Consider the following 16,316-nt stretch of genomic DNA (forward strand, 5'->3'; position numbering starts at 1 on the left):
GACCAACAAAATGAAAAATAAGAATTTAATATATAAAGGACTTGCCGTAGCGTTTCTGACAGGTCTGAGTTTTACCAATATCGGTTGTAGTGATTCCTATCTGGATGATGTAAAGAATTCAGGATCTTTTAATACAGATTTATATTTTCAGAATGAGCAGCAGTCTTTCAGTGCATTGATCTCCGTATATGATCCTTTAAGAAAGTATTCGGCTGGATTTGAAAATACCGTAACATTCTTTAATGCAGGATCTGATGATTTTTATTCCGGTGGGGGAAATTCCAATGACGGAGCGGGTATTCAGGGAATGAACAATTACATGATCAATCCCAATACAATGCCAGCCAGCTATTGGAGAGATTACTATCAGGGAGTTGCCCGTGCTAATCTTTTAATAGAAAGAGTTCCGGGGGCAAATATGAATGAGGATCTTAAAAAAAGATATATTGCAGAAGCTAAAGTTCTTCGTTCTTTATATTATTTTGAATTACTAAGAATGTTTGGAAATATTCCTTTGATTCTTAATACCATAAAGTTTGATGATGATTACTGGAACGTTCCACAGGCCAAGCCGGAAGATGTGTATGCACAGATAGAAAGCGATATCGTTGCTGCTATTCCCGACCTTATGATGACGCCAAGTATCAGTGATAAGGGACGAATCACGCAGGGAACGGCCAGAGCTATATTAGGTAAAATTTATCTTTATGATAAAAAAATGCCTCAGGCAGCCGCACAGTTTGCTGAAGTAAATGGTACGCCAGGAGGAACCAGTCAGTATGGCTACAAACTTGTGGCAGATTATGCAGATTTATTTAAAGTTGCCTTGGAAACTGATCAGGATCCCAATAAATACAAATTCTTATCAGAATCTATCCTTGAAGTAATGCATACCAATAAAGGAAGCTCTGACTGGGGATTCTGGGGACAGGGAAAAGACGAAGGAAACTCTATCAATGTGATGGTAGGACCTCGTTCTTATTTCTTAAAAGATATCCCGAATAACAATGCTCCGGATATTTATTCAGGTTGGGCATTTAATACTGTAACAGAGAACTTTGTTACTTTTATGCAGGGAGATCCAAGACTGGACGTTACCGTTTTCAATGCAAAAAAACTGGTGACAGAGGGTAAGATTACTTATACGCCTGCTTTTGCAGATACCGGATACTTCCTTAATAAGTATTTACCTACAAATGCTTTAAAAACATCGCTTCCGGGACCTCCTGAATTGAATTTCCGTCAGAATTATATTGCTATAAGATTGGCGGATACTTATCTGATGGAGGCAGAAGCATTAGGAGCTTCAGGAGCAAGAGCTCAAGCTTTATTAGATGCGGTAAGAGCAAGAGTTGGGTTATCATCAGTTCCTGTTTCTTTACAGGCTATTAAAGATGAAAGAAGAAGAGAGCTTGCCGGCGAAGGACACAGATGGTTTGACCTTGTAAGATGGGGAGATGCACCATCAATACTTGCATTTAAAGGATTTAAAGCCAATAAAAATGAAATTCTTCCAATTCCTTTCAATGAATTGCCGAATACAGCTTTAAAACAAAATCCTGGTTACTAAAATATGAAGTTTCACAACTTATATAGTTTCTTTAGAGGTGCCGCACTGCTTAGTGGTGTGGCCCTTTTTTCTTTATCTTGTACCTCAGTGGCTTCCAATAAAAAAAATGAAGTGCAGTACTGGCTTACCAAAGGGGATGAAAGTGTAAAATTACAACAGCAGACTTCCGTTAAATTTGCAAATATTATCAACAGCTTTCAGAATATTGAAATTGATGATACTCAAAAGTTTCAATATATTGATGGCTTTGGATATACATTAACAGGAGGAAGTGTTGAGGTAATCAACCGGTTGTCGCCTTCCAAAAGAAAAGCACTGCTTAACGAACTTTTTGGAAATGATAAAAATTCAATATCCATCAGCTATTTAAGACTGAGTATTGGCGCTTCCGATCTTGATGGAGAAGTATTCTCCTACGATGATCTTCCTGAGGGGCAGACTGATCCTTCGCTTTCAAAATTCAGTCTGACAAAAGACAAAGCTTTGATTGGGATGTTGAAGGAAATTTTAGCAATTAATCCTTCCATTAAAATCATTGCTGCCCCGTGGTCTCCTCCGGTTTGGATGAAGGATAATGGAAAGTCAAAAGGAGGAAGTTTAAAACCTGAATTCTATGGAACGTATGCTCAATATTTTGTAAAATACATCCAGGGAATGAAAAAAGAAGGGATCACCATTGATGCTGTAACTCCTCAGAATGAACCTTTACATCCGGGAAATAATCCAAGTTTGTATATGCCGTCTGAGCAGCAGAGAGATTTTATTAAGAACCATCTGGGACCTGTTTTTAAAACAAATGGCATCACTACCAAAATTGTTGTTTATGATCACAATTGCAACAAACCTGAATATGCTCTTGATATTTTAAAAGATTCTGAAGCTGGCAAATATATAGACGGATCTGCTTTTCATCTGTACGAAGGCGATATTTCTGCATTAAGTACGGTACATAATGCCTTTCCGGATAAGAATTTATACTTTACTGAACAATGGACAGGTTCAAAAGGTACTTTTTCCGAAGACCTGAACTGGCATACGAAAAATGTAATCATAGGCTCTATGAGAAACTGGAGCAAGATAGCTCTGGAATGGAATCTTGCCAACGATCCGAAATATGCTCCGCATACAGATGGAGGATGTACAGAATGTAAAGGAGCGATTACCATTTCTGACAGTGAGAATTTCACCAGAAATGTTTCTTACTATATCATTGCCCACGCTTCAAAATTTATTCCGGCAGGATCTCAGCGTATCGCTTCCACTCAGACGGATAAGCTTTCAACGGCTGCCTTTAAGACTCAATTTGGGAAAATAGTTTTAATTGTGCAGAACGATAATCAGGCAGATGAAAATTTTAATATTAAATTTGCCGGGAAAACCGCTGCTGTAACAATTTCGGGACGTTCTACAGCAACCTATATTTTTTAATTTGATACTATGAAAAGAGTTTATTTCTTATTGGCATTTTCTGCATTGGGATTGAATGCTTACGGACAGAAGACCATTGATCAGAAAGTAGCAGAGCTGCTGTCTAAAATGACCCTGGAAGAAAAGGTAGGGCAGATGGTGCAATATAGTGGGTTTGAATATGCTACAGGACCCCAGCAATCCAATTCGGCAGCTGTTTTGGAAGAAATCAGGAAGGGGAAAGTAGGTTCTATGCTGAATGTTGCAGGATCAGAGGAAACCAGAGCTTTTCAGAAACTCGCGATGCAGTCAAGGCTGAAAATTCCTTTACTGTTCGGGCAGGACGTTATCCATGGTTATCGTACCACATTCCCTGTCAATCTTGGACAGGCTGCAAGTTGGGATCTGGCCATGATTGAAAAATCAGAAAGAATTGCTGCAACAGAAGCTGCCGCTTACGGTATTCACTGGACATTTGCTCCAATGGTGGATATTGCCAGAGATCCGAGATGGGGAAGAGTAATGGAAGGCTCAGGAGAAGATACTTATCTTGGAACAAAAATAGGGCTGGCAAGAATTAAAGGATTTCAGGGTAGAGGCTTGGGAAGTCTTGATGCCGTAATGGCATGTGCAAAACACTTTGCAGCCTACGGAGCTGCTGTAGGCGGAAGAGATTACAATTCTGTAGATATGAGTCTCAGACAATTGAATGAAACTTATCTTCCTCCTTTCAAAGCCGCTGCGGAGGCAGGAGTAGCCACTTTTATGAACTCCTTCAATGATATTAACGGAATTCCCGCAACGGCCAACCAATATATACAGAGAAACCTCTTAAAAGGAAAATGGAATTATAAAGGTTTTGTGGTGTCAGACTGGGGAAGTATCGGGGAAATGGTTCCTCACGGTTATGCCAAAGATGGAGCTGAAGCTGCTGAAAGAGCAATACAGGGTGGAAGTGATATGGATATGGAAAGCCGTGTGTATATGGCAGAGCTTCCAAAACTGGTGAAAGAAGGAAAAGTAGATGCAAAACTGGTAGATGATGCAGCGGGTAGAATTTTAACCAAGAAATTCGAAATGGGACTTTTCGATGATCCTTACAGATTCAGCAATGAAAAAAGACAAAAAGAACAGACCGATAATCAGGAAAACAGAAAATTTGGAAGAGAATTCGGTTCTAAAAGTATTGTTCTTCTTAAAAACCAGGGAAATATTCTTCCGCTTTCGAAAAGTGTAAAAACAGTTGCGCTGATTGGTCCTTTCGGGAAAGAAACGGTAGCGAATCACGGTTTCTGGTCTGTTGCTTTCAAAGATGACAGCCAAAGAATTGTTTCTCAATTTGACGGAATTAAAAATCAGATGGATAAAAAATCCACTTTATTGTATGCAAAAGGCTGTAATGTTGATGATCAGGATAAAAGCCAGTTTGCAGAAGCAATAGAAACGGCGGAAAAAGCAGATGTTGTCATCATGACGCTGGGTGAAGGCCATGCAATGAGCGGAGAGGCAAAAAGCAGAAGTAATATTGGTTTTACAGGTGTTCAGGAAGATTTATTGAAAGAAATTGCCAAAACAGGTAAACCCATTATCCTGATGATCAATGCCGGAAGACCTCTGATTTTCAACTGGGCATCAGACAAAATTCCTGCCATTATGTACACATGGTGGCTGGGAACAGAAGCAGGAAACTCTATTGCAGATGTTTTGTTCGGGACAGTGAATCCCGGTGGAAAGCTTCCAATGACTTTCCCAAGAACAGAAGGGCAGATTCCTGTGTACTATAATCATTACAATACAGGAAGACCTGCAAAAAATAATACAGACAGAAACTATGTTTCAGCATATATAGATCTTGATAATGATCCCAAATACCCATTTGGATATGGTTTAAGTTACACGAATTTTAAATACTCTGATATGATATTAAGTTCCACAAATCTTACAGGAAATCAGACACTGAATATTAGTGTTACGGTTTCCAATACAGGAAAATATGATGGTGAGGAGGTAGTACAGCTTTATATCAGGGATCTTTTCGGAAAAGTGGTAAGACCGGTAAAAGAATTGAAAGGCTTTCAGAAAGTATTCATCAAAAAAGGAGAAAGCAAAAAGATCGATTTTAAACTGACTCCCGAAGATCTGAAATTCTTTGATGATAACTTGAATTTTGACTGGGAAGGCGGAGAGTTTGATATTATGATCGGAGCTGATTCTCAACATGTACAGACCAAAAGAATTAGCTGGACAAAATAAGTTGATTCAATTCAATAGGAGCGGGCTTTAGCCCGCTTAATCAAAAGTCAGAAAAAAATGGCTTTAGCCAAAACTTAAATCTACTTATGCATGAATCTCAAAGCTAAAAATATCATCAAAATATGCGCAGCAGGAACTTTTTTCCTTACTGTTTTGAACTGTGCCTCGCACAAACCTGAAGCCCGCAGAACACTGATCTGGAATGATGAGTTTAACGGTAAAGGGTTTCCGGATTCATTAAAATGGAATTATGATACCGGGGGAAGCGGTTTTGGAAATGAAGAAGCTCAGTTTTATACCAAAAACAGACCTGAGAATGCCAGAATGGAAAAGGGAAACCTTATCATTGAAGCCAGAAAAGAAAATTGGGAAAATAATAAATACACTTCTGCCAGGCTTTTAACCAAAGGAAAATTCGCCTTTCAGTATGGAACAGTAGAAGTAAGAGCAAAGCTTCCCAAAGGACGTGGAACCTGGCCTGCCATCTGGATGATGAGTGAAAATATGAAGAAATGGCCGGATGACGGTGAACTGGATATTATGGAACATGTAGGATACAATCAGGGATTTATACATGCTTCTGTCCACACCAAAAAATACAACCATATCCAGGGAACACAGAAGACAGATACCTTGTCTGTAAAAGATGCCAGCGAAAAATTCCATGTCTATAAGGCAGACTGGACTCCCGAAAAGATTGATGTTTATGTAGATGATAAGAAATTTTTCACCTATATGAATAAAGAGAAAAATAAGGAAGCATGGCCTTTTGACAGACCTTACTTTATCATTTTAAATCTGGCAGTAGGTGGATTTTGGGGTGGGAAAGAAGGCATTGATGATACGGTATTTCCACAGAAGTATTATATAGACTACGTAAGAGTCTATCAAAATAAATAATGAAAATGAGGACCAGAAGGGTCCGGAAACAGAAAAAATCATGAGAAAATTAATTGTAAGTTGTTTTGTAGTAGGCGTTGTCATCAATGTCAATGCTCAGAATTACTGGAAGAAGAATGCAGGAAAAACAGCTAAAGTAATCCTTACCAACTCGAAAGTGAATGAGAAGATGGCGGATAAAGGAACCGTTACATTTGAACAGTTCGGACAACCTAAAGAAACTGAGGCCTGTATTTTTGTGGCTCCCAACTTTAAATATCAGAAACTGATAGGAATCGGAGGTGCTATTACAGACGCTTCAGCAGAGACTTTTTATAAAATGCCAAAGAATAAGCAGAAAGAAATTCTGGATGCTTATTTCGGAAAAAACGGATTGGGATACACTGTCGTTCGTACCAATATGAATTCCTGTGATTTCTCCAGCGATTCCTATACTTATGTAGAAGACAATGATAATTCTCTGAAAACGTTCAATATTGCACATGATGAGAAGTATAAGATTCCAATGATCAAAGAAGCTCAGAAAGCCATCGGTAATAACTTCACATTCTATTTCTCTCCATGGAGCCCGCCAGCCTGGATGAAATCCAACAAAAGTTTGTACAAAGGAGGAAGATTGGAAAATCAATACTACCAGACATGGGCAGATTATTATATCAAATTCATCAAAGAATACGAAAAGAGAGGAATCAACATCTGGGGGTTGACCGTTCAGAACGAACCAATGGCTACTCAAAGCTGGGAATCATGCATCTATACTGCTGAAGAAGAAGGAGAGTTCCTGAAAAAGAACCTGGGACCAACCCTTTGGAAAAACGGATACAAAGATAAAAAAGTTATGATCTGGGATCACAACAGAGACCTTATCTATCAAAGAGCAACCACTACATTAAGTGATCCTGAAACCTCAAAATACGCTCATGGTATCGGTTATCACTGGTATGAAACATGGAACAATAAAACGCAGCTTTTTGACAATCTGGCAGAAACACACAGAGCATTTCCTGATAAATTCCTGGCCTTTACAGAAGGATGCAAAGAACAGTTCAATATGGATAAAATTTATGATGTAAGTCTGGGGGAATTGTACAGTAAAAATATGCTGAACGATTTCAACAAAGGAAATGCTTTATGGACTGACTGGAATATTCTATTGGATGAAACCGGAGGGCCCAATCACAAAGGAAATTTCTGCTTTGCTCCGATTATTGCTGATACCAAAACAGGAGAGGTGTTCTATACGTATGAATACTATTATATAGGCCACGTTTCAAAATATATCAAACCGAATGCCCAGAGAATCGGAAGCTCTTCCAACAGAGCTGCGTTGACGTCTTCTGCGTTTATGAACGAAAACGGCCAGCTGGTAACTGTTATCATGAATGATTCGGACAATGATATTGAAACGAATCTATGGATAGAAGGGATGGCTGCCAAACTGAATGCTCCGGCACACTCTATACAGACCGTAATTTTATAGTTTCATATTACATATTAATATTATTTTTGACAGACCCGGCGGCCTCAAAGAGGCCGCCGGGTTTTATCATGAGGAAATACTGAAAAATTTTTCATCATTATTTATCATAATATTATTTCGAATTAATGTATTTACTTTTTTAGTATTTTTGGCGAAATTTTTAACCATGAAAAAATATCTATTGTTTTCTTTATTGGCATTTTCAAGTATGAATGCCGCAACACTATATGTTAATTCATCTGCCACAGGGTCAAACAATGGTCTTTCGTGGGCCAATGCTTATACAGATTTACAGACAGCGATGAGTAATGCCGTATATGGAGATGAAATCTGGGTAGCAGCGGGAGTGTACAAAGCAACTTCTACCACCGATAGAACCATCTCATTCAACATGAAAAATGGAGTCAGCTTATATGGGGGATTTAGTGGAACAGAAACTTCAATAGGGCAAAGAAACATCAGCCAGAATCCTACAACACTTTCAGGAGATATCGGTGCTATTGGAGATAGCTCGGATAATACCAATACGATCCTTAAAGTTATCAATACTACATCAGGTTTGACGGTAGATGGCTTTAGATTTATTTCTGGGAGAGCAGGTGGAGCAGGAGGAATTTCTTTGAACAACAATACTGGTATTATTAATATTAAAAATTGCTATTTCTATGATAATCAAGGGTCTGCCGCCGGAGCTATTTTTCAGGCTTACCAGGGAAATTACACTGTAAATGTTATCAATTGTGATTTTATTAGTAATATATCTGTATACGGAGCTGTTTTTTCTGATGACTCAAACAATAATAACCTTACCATAAGTAATTGTAAATTCAAGGGTTCTGTAGCTGGAGGGAATGCTGTATTGAGATTTTTGGGAGCTAATTTTGTGATGGACAGATGTGTCGTTACAAATAATACCTCTAATCAATCAAGTCTTTTTTATATTGATGCTAATAATTCAGCGAAGATCAGCAATACAATCCTTGCAGGAAATTCCTATCATGAATGTGCACTGGCTCTGTACAGCAGTAATGGAATTCCTCAGATCTTAGAGAATGTGACTGTTGTTCATAATAAAAAAATATTCCTTACAAATACATTTGAAACAGCTGTTTATAGTGCTAATGGTAAATTTAATCTGTATAATTCTATTGTTTACGGAAATACAAATTCATCCAATAATGATCAGGTTGATGCTGGTAATATTGTATCACATTCTATTGTAGAGAACGGTTATACAGGAGGAACCAACGTTTTAAATGTTAATCCTGTATTTACAAACTCAAATACTTTAAGTGCCGCACCGTTTGACTGTACATCTTATAATTATCAATTGGATAGTTCTTCTGCAGCAATCAATGCAGGCAATAACAGTTTTGTTACCCAGACACAAGATTTATTGGGAAATAACAGGATTTTTGGCACTGCCGTTGATCTTGGGGCCTATGAAGCAACTACAAATCTGGGAACAAATGAGAATGCATACAAGAAAATAACATTGTTTTATGATTTTAAAAGCGAAAATATCATAATAAAAAATAGAAACAGTAATAATATCGTGACTATTTATGATAGTATGGGAAGAACCGTTTTAAAAGCAAATATCAGTGATTCTTTATCTTTATCAGAGTTTATGCCGGGTGTTTATTTTGTAACTCTTCAAAATACTTCTGAGAAAATTAAAGTATTAAAAAAATAAAAGGTTGCTGTAAAAACCAGATAGTTTGTTTTTATCAAAGGAGCTGTTTTATGAAATAAAACAGCTCCTTTATTCTGATTAATAAAAAAAATCGCATTAAATACTAAGTATAATGCGATTTTGTTGATGACCTTAGATAGGTTATTATTTTTCAGTATCATATTTACTGATCACTTTCTGAGTAACTCCTGAACTGCTGAAACCTCCGTCATGGAACAGGTTCTGCATCGTTACTTTCTTCGTAAGATCAGAGAATAAAGTTACACAGTAGTCTGCACATTCAAGAGCAGTAGCATTTCCTAGTGGAGACATATCTTCTGCATATCCAAGGAATCCTCCGAAACCTTTAACACCACTACCTGCAGTAGTCATTGTAGGAGACTGAGAAACTGTATTTACACGTACTTTTCTTTCTCCCCAGTAGTTTCCGAAAGTTCTTGCAATACTTTCAAGGTACGCTTTGTTATCAGACATATCGTTGTAATCCGGGAATGTTCTCTGAGCTGCAATATAAGTAAGCGCCAAAATGCTTCCCCATTCGTTCATACAGTCTTTCTCCCATGCTACACGCATTACTTTGTGGAAAGAAACAGCGGAAATATCCCAGCCTTTTTCCAACCAGTCGTAATTCATTTCTGTATAGTGTTTTCCTTTTCTTACGTTGATAGACATACCGATAGAGTGAAGGATAAAGTCGATTTTCCCAAATTTTGCAACAGCGGCATCAAAAAGTTTTTCAAGATCTTCTACAGAAGTAGCATCAGCACCTATTACTTCAGAACCTGTCTTTTCTGCTAAACCATTAAGTTCTCCCATTCTTAATGCTATAGGAGCATTAGATAAGATAAATTCAGCACCTTCCTCATGGCATCTTTCAGCAACTTTCCATGCGATAGATTGTTCATTAAGGGCTCCAAAAATAATTCCCTTTTTGCCTTTAAGTAAACCGTATGACATAATTTTTTAATGTTTATTATAATACAAATGTAACAATAATTGTGCTTATGGCATAATAAAAAATGGAGCCTTATCAATTTAAGACTCCATTTTATTGAAAATATTTATATGACTGAAATACTAATTGGTTTTCTTATTCCATTCTGCCTTTACATCTTCCGCCGCATCTTTGGTTTTTTCCCATGCCTCATCTGCTTTATCCTTAATATCTTCCCAGGCATCGGATACATTAGCTTTTACCCTGTCTAGCCAGTCTTCCTGGCTGGCCTCCTCATCATTATTCCTCTTCTCATTGATATAGTCTTTAGCCTTGTCTGCCAATTCATTGATTTTCCATTTAGTTTTGTCCGCTGCATTCTGTAAAGAGTTTTCTACATTACTTACTGCATTTTCCGCTTTGTTATACTCTGAATTGTTCATAATGATATAAATTTTGGTGTTATAATAATAATTTAACAATAACCATTCCTAAAACACGGCTTCTCTGTTAAATTTTTCATAATCTTTTGTTATGTTTTCCTAAATCAGTAGTAACTTAGGGTGTAAAATTTGATAATTATGGAAAAAATACGTTGTGGTTGGTGCGAAAAAGATGATCTCTACAGGAAATATCATGATGATGAGTGGGGAAGGCCCACCTATGATGATGAAACCATATTTGAATTTTTAATTCTTGAAAGCTTCCAGGCTGGTTTAAGCTGGTATACTATTTTATCTAAAAGGGAAAATTTCAGAAAAGCTTTTGATCATTTTGATTATAAAAAAGTAGCTGCCTATTCTGATAAAAAGATTGAAGAATTAATGAACAACCCAGGAATTATAAGAAACAGACTTAAAATTCTTGCAGCGGTTACCAATGCTCAAAGATTTATGGAAGTTCAGAAAGAGTTTGGAAGCTTTTCCAACTATATCTGGGGTTTTGTAGATGGAAAGCCAATCGATAACAATCCGGAGAAATTGTCTGAAGTTCCTGCTACGACAGAGATTTCTGACCGTATTTCTAAAGACCTTAAAAAGAGAGGATTCAAATTTGTCGGATCTACAGTAGTTTATGCCCATATGCAGGCCACCGGAATGGTCAATGATCACGTAAGGGATTGCTTTACAAGGAAATAAATGTAGGATGTTAACTTTAATAACGTATTACACAAAATACCCTTTAAAATAATTGCAAAATATAAATTCTGAAAGGTTTATCAATACCCTGTCTCATAACTTATTGATATTTTTGTAGGATTAAAAATGAAAACCTCTGTTGAAATATGAAGAAAATAGGAATTATAGGCTATGGCTGGCTGGGAGAAAGACTCGCATCTTCCTTATCCGGAAAATATACACTGGCAACTACAACTACAACAGAAAGTAAAGTAAATCTACTAAATAATAAAGGAATTCATGCTGTAATGGCTTCTTTCCCGGACTATCAGTTGACAGAACCTCTTTTCCAATGGCAGGAAATTAAAAATATGGATGTTTTGATTATTACAATTCCTGTTTCTGAAAAAAGTTGTTGTGTAAGCTCTTTGTATAACAGGATTCAGAATTTGTCAGCTTTTATAGGAGACTTTAAAGGGCAGATGTTTCTGATGAGTTCTACAGGTGTTTATCCCGATATTGCTAAAGAATTTACAGAAGAAGATGTTCCTTTTGAGAAAATATCAGGCGAAAGAATGTTGAGAAATAAATATCCCCAACTGAATATTCTAAGACTTGGAGGGTTGATGGGAGATAACAGACTTTTAAAAAATTATAATGTAGGTAATCCGGACCATGCGGTAAATCATATTCATTATGCTGATATCAGCAGGATTATCTCAGAAATGATTGAACAGAAAAGTGAATCAAAACTTTATAATGTTACGGCTCCTGTACATCCTGCGAAAAGTCAGGTGATTAACGCACAGAAAAATCTACTTGATGAAGAAGAGTTTGAAGTGAAAGGGAAGAAAGTAATGTCTTCAAAACTCATTTCAGAACTGGAGTATACATTTCAATATCCGGATCCGAGAACATTTCATTTGTAATTAATTTGATTTGATCTTCCACCCATTTATACATACTCAATTCTTTTGATACCCTTTGTCATTCCGTAGGAATTTAAATACAGTTTTTTTTAAATAACATAGAGATTCGTACGGAATGACAAACCGGATGGGTAGTTTTATTCATCTTGAAAAAAAGCTATTTTCAATATAATCAAATTCAATAGGAACGGGCTTTAGCCCGTTAAAAAATAGATAAAAATTCCATTGGCTTTAGCCGAAACCTAATAAAAAAACCTCCGGAAACAGTTTCCGGAGGTTTTAGTTTTTATCAAATAAAAATTACTTGATAATTCTTTCCAACACCCATTCAATAAGGTTTTTCTCAGATGCATGGTGATCTGCAGAGAACTCACCGCGTCTTCTATTGGCAATAACGTTATTTACGGTAATGGCTTTGTGTCCTAATAATTTTGAAAGAGCATAGATCGCAGAAGTTTCCATCTCGAAGTTGGTAATTCCAAGATCATTCAATGTTTCCAGGAATTGGTCATCTACTGCTTTCAAACGAAGCTGTCTTCCCTGTGGAGCATAGAATCCCGGAAATGTTGCTGTATTTCCGTGGTATTTGGCATCTTTATAATATTCTCCCATTTCTTCCGCCCAGTCTGAGAAGTAAAGCATTGGCTTGATTCTTTCGTAAGGGAATTTTTCAAGGAAACTCTTAGAAAACTCATTTTCGAAGTTGTAATCCTGGTAGAAATGCATCAGCCCGTCTAATCCAACTACATTCTGCGTTACCAGCATATTGTCAACCTGTACATCAGGGTTTACACTTCCACAGGTTCCCATACGGAAAAGTTCAAGAGCTTTGTGCTCAGTTTTGAATTCTTTGTTCTGAAGATCAATGTTCACCAAAGCATCCAGTTCGTTCATCACGATATCGATGTTTTCAGTTCCGATCCCTGTAGACATTACGGTAATTCTTTCTCCACGAAGCGTTCCTGTATGCGTATAGAATTCTCTTTTATTTTTCTTGATTTCTACGGTATCAAAATATTTTGAAACCTTTGCCACTCTGTCCGGATCACCCACAAGGATGATTTTGTCAGCGATATCTTCAGGTAAAAGATTCAGGTGGTATACACTTCCGTCTTCATTCAGAACAAGTTCCGAGGCAGCAAGTTTGTTTAGCATAATATGTATATTTTTTGTTTTTTAATTAATCATAATGGCTTCTTTATAAGGAGATGCCATCACCTCGTAGATGTCATTGTATTCTTCTACAATTCTTTTCTGGCCGTTCATTACTTCATATACGGTAACAACGGTTTTTTCAATATTTTTAGGATCTTTCCTCTGTGACGTGATTTCGTAGAAGTGATCCTCTTTTTTAAGAATAGAAATCAGTTCTTCCTTTGTGGAATTGTTGGAAGTCATCATTCCCGGGAACTCTGTAACAATATCTTTCAGATCAGAATAATTTTTATAAGGCTTGGTTACCCCATTGGAATGTACATAGACATTGGGAATATTTTTATCTTTTTCCAGGCGGACCAAATAATAATCAGAACCTCTTTTCTCAGCATAAACAGCCATTTCCTGTTTCTTTTCAGGTTGTTTTTCCTGCTGCTTTTTCTTTTGGGAAAATGCTGCCACAGAAAGGAAACTTGCTGCCACAGCAAACCATAGTTTTGTTTTCATACTCCTATTTAGTTTTTTTGATGTGTTGAATTTAATTTAAAAAATCCTCTCCCAATAATCTTCCGCCATTATTTTTTACCGGTATTTCGAAAAACCGTTTCTTTAGAATAATGAATTTGATTTCGGGGTTTAAAATTAGTGAAAAATATAATATCAGAAATATAAACATTATTTAATCTCTTATTAAAACTCAGATAACATCAGATGAATAGTTTTGCCGCTAAAAATTCATGAGATCTTATCCACTGCTTATAATCATCCTTCTGATAGGATTTGCAGTAATGTCCTTTAATCCTGTTTATAAAGGAAAAGAAAGCGAAAATACATTTGTCAATAAAGGGTTGTCCGACTTTAGAATAAAGCTTGAACAATTGAAATCCGATGTTGATAAGTTCTCTGAAGACCGTATTTCTCTGGAAGAACTGCAGAAATCGCTGAGCAGTACAAGAAACTCATTCAAGGAAATAGAATTTTATATTGCTTACCATTATCCTGAATTTACCAAAGCCCACCTTAATGCAGCGCCATTGTTTCACATCGAAGCAGCTGGGACATCGTCATACACACTTCCTCCTGAAGGATTGCAGGTGCTTGATGAACTTATATTTTCAGAGGAAGCAGGGAATGAAAAAGAAAAGATCAAAACCATCACTACCTTTTTGTACAACAGCTATTCCGGGTTTTATTTAAGTGCTTTAAAAAATGGGTTGAGCAAAGGAAACAACAAAACATTGCCTTTGCGTATAGAGTTGATCAGGATCTACTCACTGGGTGTTTCAGGTTTTGATACACCAGGCTCTTTGAATATTTCCGAAGAAACAAGCCATGCACTTGCAGGAATTCAGAAGTACATTAATGATGATCTTTATTTTAAAAATTATAATACTCGGAAAGCCAATCAGATTTTAACAGAAGCCATCAACTATCTTTCAAAAAACACCGACTTTGAAACCTTTGACAGGATTGAGTTTTATAAAAAATACGTGCAGCCTTTATATGAAGAACTTGGGAAATGGGATGGAAGACCAGATGACCTTAAAGAATTTTCCGGATGGAATGTAGGGAATAAGAACTTTTTCAGCAGTGATTTTTTAGATCCCTATTTTTATACTTTATTAAAATCTTCGGAAGATAATCCGGAGCTCCGTAACCTTGGAAAATCCATTTTCTATGATCAGAACTTAAGTGGTAAAGGGAAAATGAGCTGTGCCACATGCCATCTTCAGGAAAACGCTTTTACAGACCTTAAAGCCAGATCACAAAGCAATGTGGAAGGGAAAACGGTTTTGAGGAATTCCCCATCTTTATATAATGCTGTTTTTGCCAGGAGGTTTTTCTATGACCTTCGTGCTTTTTACCTTGAACAGCAGGCAGAACACGTGATTTATAACGAACAGGAATTCAATACAAGCTATGAAAGTATTATAGAGAAATTAAAAACAAAACCAGAATATAAAAAAGCGTTCCGTACTGCATTTAAAAACGGAAAAATCAGCAAAGAAAACTTTTCAAAAGCATTGAGTTCTTACGTAGCTTCACTATATTCATTTGACAGCGACTTTGACCGTTTTATGAGGAATGAAAAGACTATTTCTGAGGATGTGAAAAAAGGGTTCAACCTCTTTATGGGAAAAGCCAATTGTGCAACCTGCCACTTTGCCCCTCACTTTTCCGGATTGGTACCGCCGTTTTTTAATGAAAATGAATCCGAAGTACTGGGAGTAACTACCAGGCCGATCAAACAGCTTCCGGTAGAACTTGATCAGGACTTAGGAAGAGGAAACAGCCCGGTGAAAAAAGAAAAGTCATGGATTTATGATTACTCTTTTAAAACCGTGACAGTGAGAAATATCGCACTTACAAAGCCCTATTTCCATAATGGAGCTTTCAATACTTTGGAAGAAGTTCTTGATTTTTATAATGAAGGCGGAGGAGAAGGTTTAGGATTAAAAATGAAAAATCAGACGCTGGCACCCGATAAATTGAACCTCACCGAAACAGAAATAAAACAGATCATCGCCTTTCTGAATGCCCTTACGGATGTGAGTAAAGCGAAATAGGCGGGATGCGGGATGCGGGGTTCGAGTGTGGGAGAGTTTGAGAGTGAGGGGGTAGAGATTCGGATTTCGGGTAGGGCAAGTGTGATTCGAGCTTTATGATGGATAGTTGGAGATGGATTACTTCTATTCATAAATATTATTTTAAAGTATTTTTTTATCCTATACTTTCCGTGCGAATCCCGAATCCCGCACCTAGCACCTTGTACTCTCAAACTCTCCCACACTCAAACTCTCCAACCCTCGAACTCCTCACTACTTAACAGAAAATTAACCCACTTAACATTAGGTTTTTGATAAGTTAATATTC

General features: G+C 37.0%; 13 protein-coding genes. 9 read left to right on the forward strand and 4 right to left on the reverse strand.

Going from position 1 to position 16,316, the window contains the following annotated elements; translation table 11 throughout:
* Positions 1-10: 10 nt before the first annotated feature.
* The 6 genes from FFS26_RS00330 (at position 11) to FFS26_RS22375 (ending at position 9,306) form a co-directional block, all read left to right on the forward strand.
* On the forward strand, positions 11-1,570 hold the full coding sequence (locus FFS26_RS00330; protein ID WP_110008900.1) for a RagB/SusD family nutrient uptake outer membrane protein: 1,560 nt from the start codon (positions 11-13) through the stop codon (positions 1,568-1,570).
* 3 nt (positions 1,571-1,573) lie between these two features.
* On the forward strand, positions 1,574-2,998 hold the full coding sequence (locus FFS26_RS00335; RefSeq protein ID WP_137903968.1) for a glycoside hydrolase family 30 protein: 1,425 nt from the start codon (positions 1,574-1,576) through the stop codon (positions 2,996-2,998).
* A 9-nt stretch (positions 2,999-3,007) separates the two neighbouring features.
* Positions 3,008-5,230: a beta-glucosidase BglX gene (bglX, locus tag FFS26_RS00340; protein WP_137903969.1), complete on the forward strand. Its 2,223-nt coding sequence runs from the start codon at positions 3,008-3,010 to the stop codon at positions 5,228-5,230.
* Between the two features lie 90 nt (positions 5,231-5,320).
* Positions 5,321-6,130, forward strand: coding sequence for a family 16 glycosylhydrolase (locus FFS26_RS00345; protein ID WP_137903970.1), 810 nt, complete (start codon positions 5,321-5,323; stop codon positions 6,128-6,130).
* Between the two features lie 40 nt (positions 6,131-6,170).
* Positions 6,171-7,610: a glycoside hydrolase family 30 protein gene (locus tag FFS26_RS00350; protein WP_137903971.1), complete on the forward strand. Its 1,440-nt coding sequence runs from the start codon at positions 6,171-6,173 to the stop codon at positions 7,608-7,610.
* A gap of 166 nt (positions 7,611-7,776) precedes the next feature.
* Positions 7,777-9,306 carry a T9SS type A sorting domain-containing protein gene (locus FFS26_RS22375; RefSeq protein WP_171006213.1) on the forward strand — a complete coding sequence of 510 codons (1,530 nt, stop codon included), beginning with the start codon at positions 7,777-7,779 and terminating at the stop codon, positions 9,304-9,306.
* A gap of 144 nt (positions 9,307-9,450) precedes the next feature.
* Here FFS26_RS22375 and FFS26_RS00360 read toward each other — a convergent pair whose 3' ends face one another.
* Both FFS26_RS00360 and FFS26_RS00365 read right to left on the reverse strand, forming a co-directional pair.
* Positions 9,451-10,263: an enoyl-ACP reductase gene (locus FFS26_RS00360; RefSeq protein WP_002979980.1), complete on the reverse strand. Its 813-nt coding sequence runs from the start codon at positions 10,261-10,263 to the stop codon at positions 9,451-9,453.
* A gap of 120 nt (positions 10,264-10,383) precedes the next feature.
* Positions 10,384-10,683, reverse strand: coding sequence for a hypothetical protein (locus tag FFS26_RS00365; RefSeq protein ID WP_110008654.1), 300 nt, complete (start codon positions 10,681-10,683; stop codon positions 10,384-10,386).
* A 138-nt stretch (positions 10,684-10,821) separates the two neighbouring features.
* Between FFS26_RS00365 and FFS26_RS00370 the strand changes: the two genes are divergently transcribed.
* Both FFS26_RS00370 and FFS26_RS00375 read left to right on the forward strand, forming a co-directional pair.
* A complete protein-coding gene (locus FFS26_RS00370) occupies positions 10,822-11,379 on the forward strand; it encodes a DNA-3-methyladenine glycosylase I (protein WP_110008655.1) in 558 nt (185 codons plus the stop codon).
* A 146-nt stretch (positions 11,380-11,525) separates the two neighbouring features.
* Positions 11,526-12,287 carry a hypothetical protein gene (locus FFS26_RS00375; RefSeq protein WP_137903972.1) on the forward strand — a complete coding sequence of 254 codons (762 nt, stop codon included), beginning with the start codon at positions 11,526-11,528 and terminating at the stop codon, positions 12,285-12,287.
* A 300-nt stretch (positions 12,288-12,587) separates the two neighbouring features.
* On the opposite strand, the gene FFS26_RS00380 is transcribed toward FFS26_RS00375, so the two are convergent.
* Both FFS26_RS00380 and FFS26_RS00385 read right to left on the reverse strand, forming a co-directional pair.
* Entirely contained in the window at positions 12,588-13,442 is an 855-nt protein-coding gene (locus FFS26_RS00380) for a nucleoside phosphorylase (protein ID WP_034696753.1), read from the reverse strand.
* A gap of 21 nt (positions 13,443-13,463) precedes the next feature.
* A complete protein-coding gene (locus tag FFS26_RS00385; protein WP_137903973.1) occupies positions 13,464-13,949 on the reverse strand; it encodes a hypothetical protein in 486 nt (161 codons plus the stop codon).
* Positions 13,950-14,179: 230 nt separating this feature from the next.
* Here FFS26_RS00385 and FFS26_RS00390 point away from each other — a divergent pair, with 230 nt between their 5' ends.
* Positions 14,180-16,009: a cytochrome-c peroxidase gene (locus FFS26_RS00390; RefSeq protein ID WP_137903974.1), complete on the forward strand. Its 1,830-nt coding sequence runs from the start codon at positions 14,180-14,182 to the stop codon at positions 16,007-16,009.
* Positions 16,010-16,316: the final 307 nt, after the last annotated feature.

The organism is Chryseobacterium sp. 2VB (assembly GCF_005503635.1).
Lineage (GTDB): Bacteria > Bacteroidota > Bacteroidia > Flavobacteriales > Weeksellaceae > Chryseobacterium > Chryseobacterium cupriresistens.

Bases quoted from the DNA above. Each gene is read 5' to 3' on its own strand.
- FFS26_RS00385 (WP_137903973.1), bottom strand. From the start codon at position 13,949: ATGAAAACAAAACTATGGTTTGCTGTGGCAGCAAGTTTCCTTTCTGTG.
- FFS26_RS00375 (WP_137903972.1), top strand. From the start codon at position 11,526: ATGAAGAAAATAGGAATTATAGGCTATGGCTGGCTGGGAGAAAGACTC.
- FFS26_RS00370 (WP_110008655.1), top strand. From the start codon at position 10,822: ATGGAAAAAATACGTTGTGGTTGGTGCGAAAAAGATGATCTCTACAGG.
- bglX (WP_137903969.1), top strand. From the start codon at position 3,008: ATGAAAAGAGTTTATTTCTTATTGGCATTTTCTGCATTGGGATTGAAT.
- FFS26_RS00360 (WP_002979980.1), bottom strand. From the start codon at position 10,263: ATGTCATACGGTTTACTTAAAGGCAAAAAGGGAATTATTTTTGGAGCC.
- FFS26_RS00350 (WP_137903971.1), top strand. From the start codon at position 6,171: ATGAGAAAATTAATTGTAAGTTGTTTTGTAGTAGGCGTTGTCATCAAT.
- FFS26_RS00380 (WP_034696753.1), bottom strand. From the start codon at position 13,442: ATGCTAAACAAACTTGCTGCCTCGGAACTTGTTCTGAATGAAGACGGA.
- FFS26_RS00390 (WP_137903974.1), top strand. From the start codon at position 14,180: ATGAGATCTTATCCACTGCTTATAATCATCCTTCTGATAGGATTTGCA.
- FFS26_RS00345 (WP_137903970.1), top strand. From the start codon at position 5,321: ATGAATCTCAAAGCTAAAAATATCATCAAAATATGCGCAGCAGGAACT.
- FFS26_RS22375 (WP_171006213.1), top strand. From the start codon at position 7,777: ATGAAAAAATATCTATTGTTTTCTTTATTGGCATTTTCAAGTATGAAT.
- FFS26_RS00335 (WP_137903968.1), top strand. From the start codon at position 1,574: ATGAAGTTTCACAACTTATATAGTTTCTTTAGAGGTGCCGCACTGCTT.
- FFS26_RS00365 (WP_110008654.1), bottom strand. From the start codon at position 10,683: ATGAACAATTCAGAGTATAACAAAGCGGAAAATGCAGTAAGTAATGTA.
- FFS26_RS00330 (WP_110008900.1), top strand. From the start codon at position 11: ATGAAAAATAAGAATTTAATATATAAAGGACTTGCCGTAGCGTTTCTG.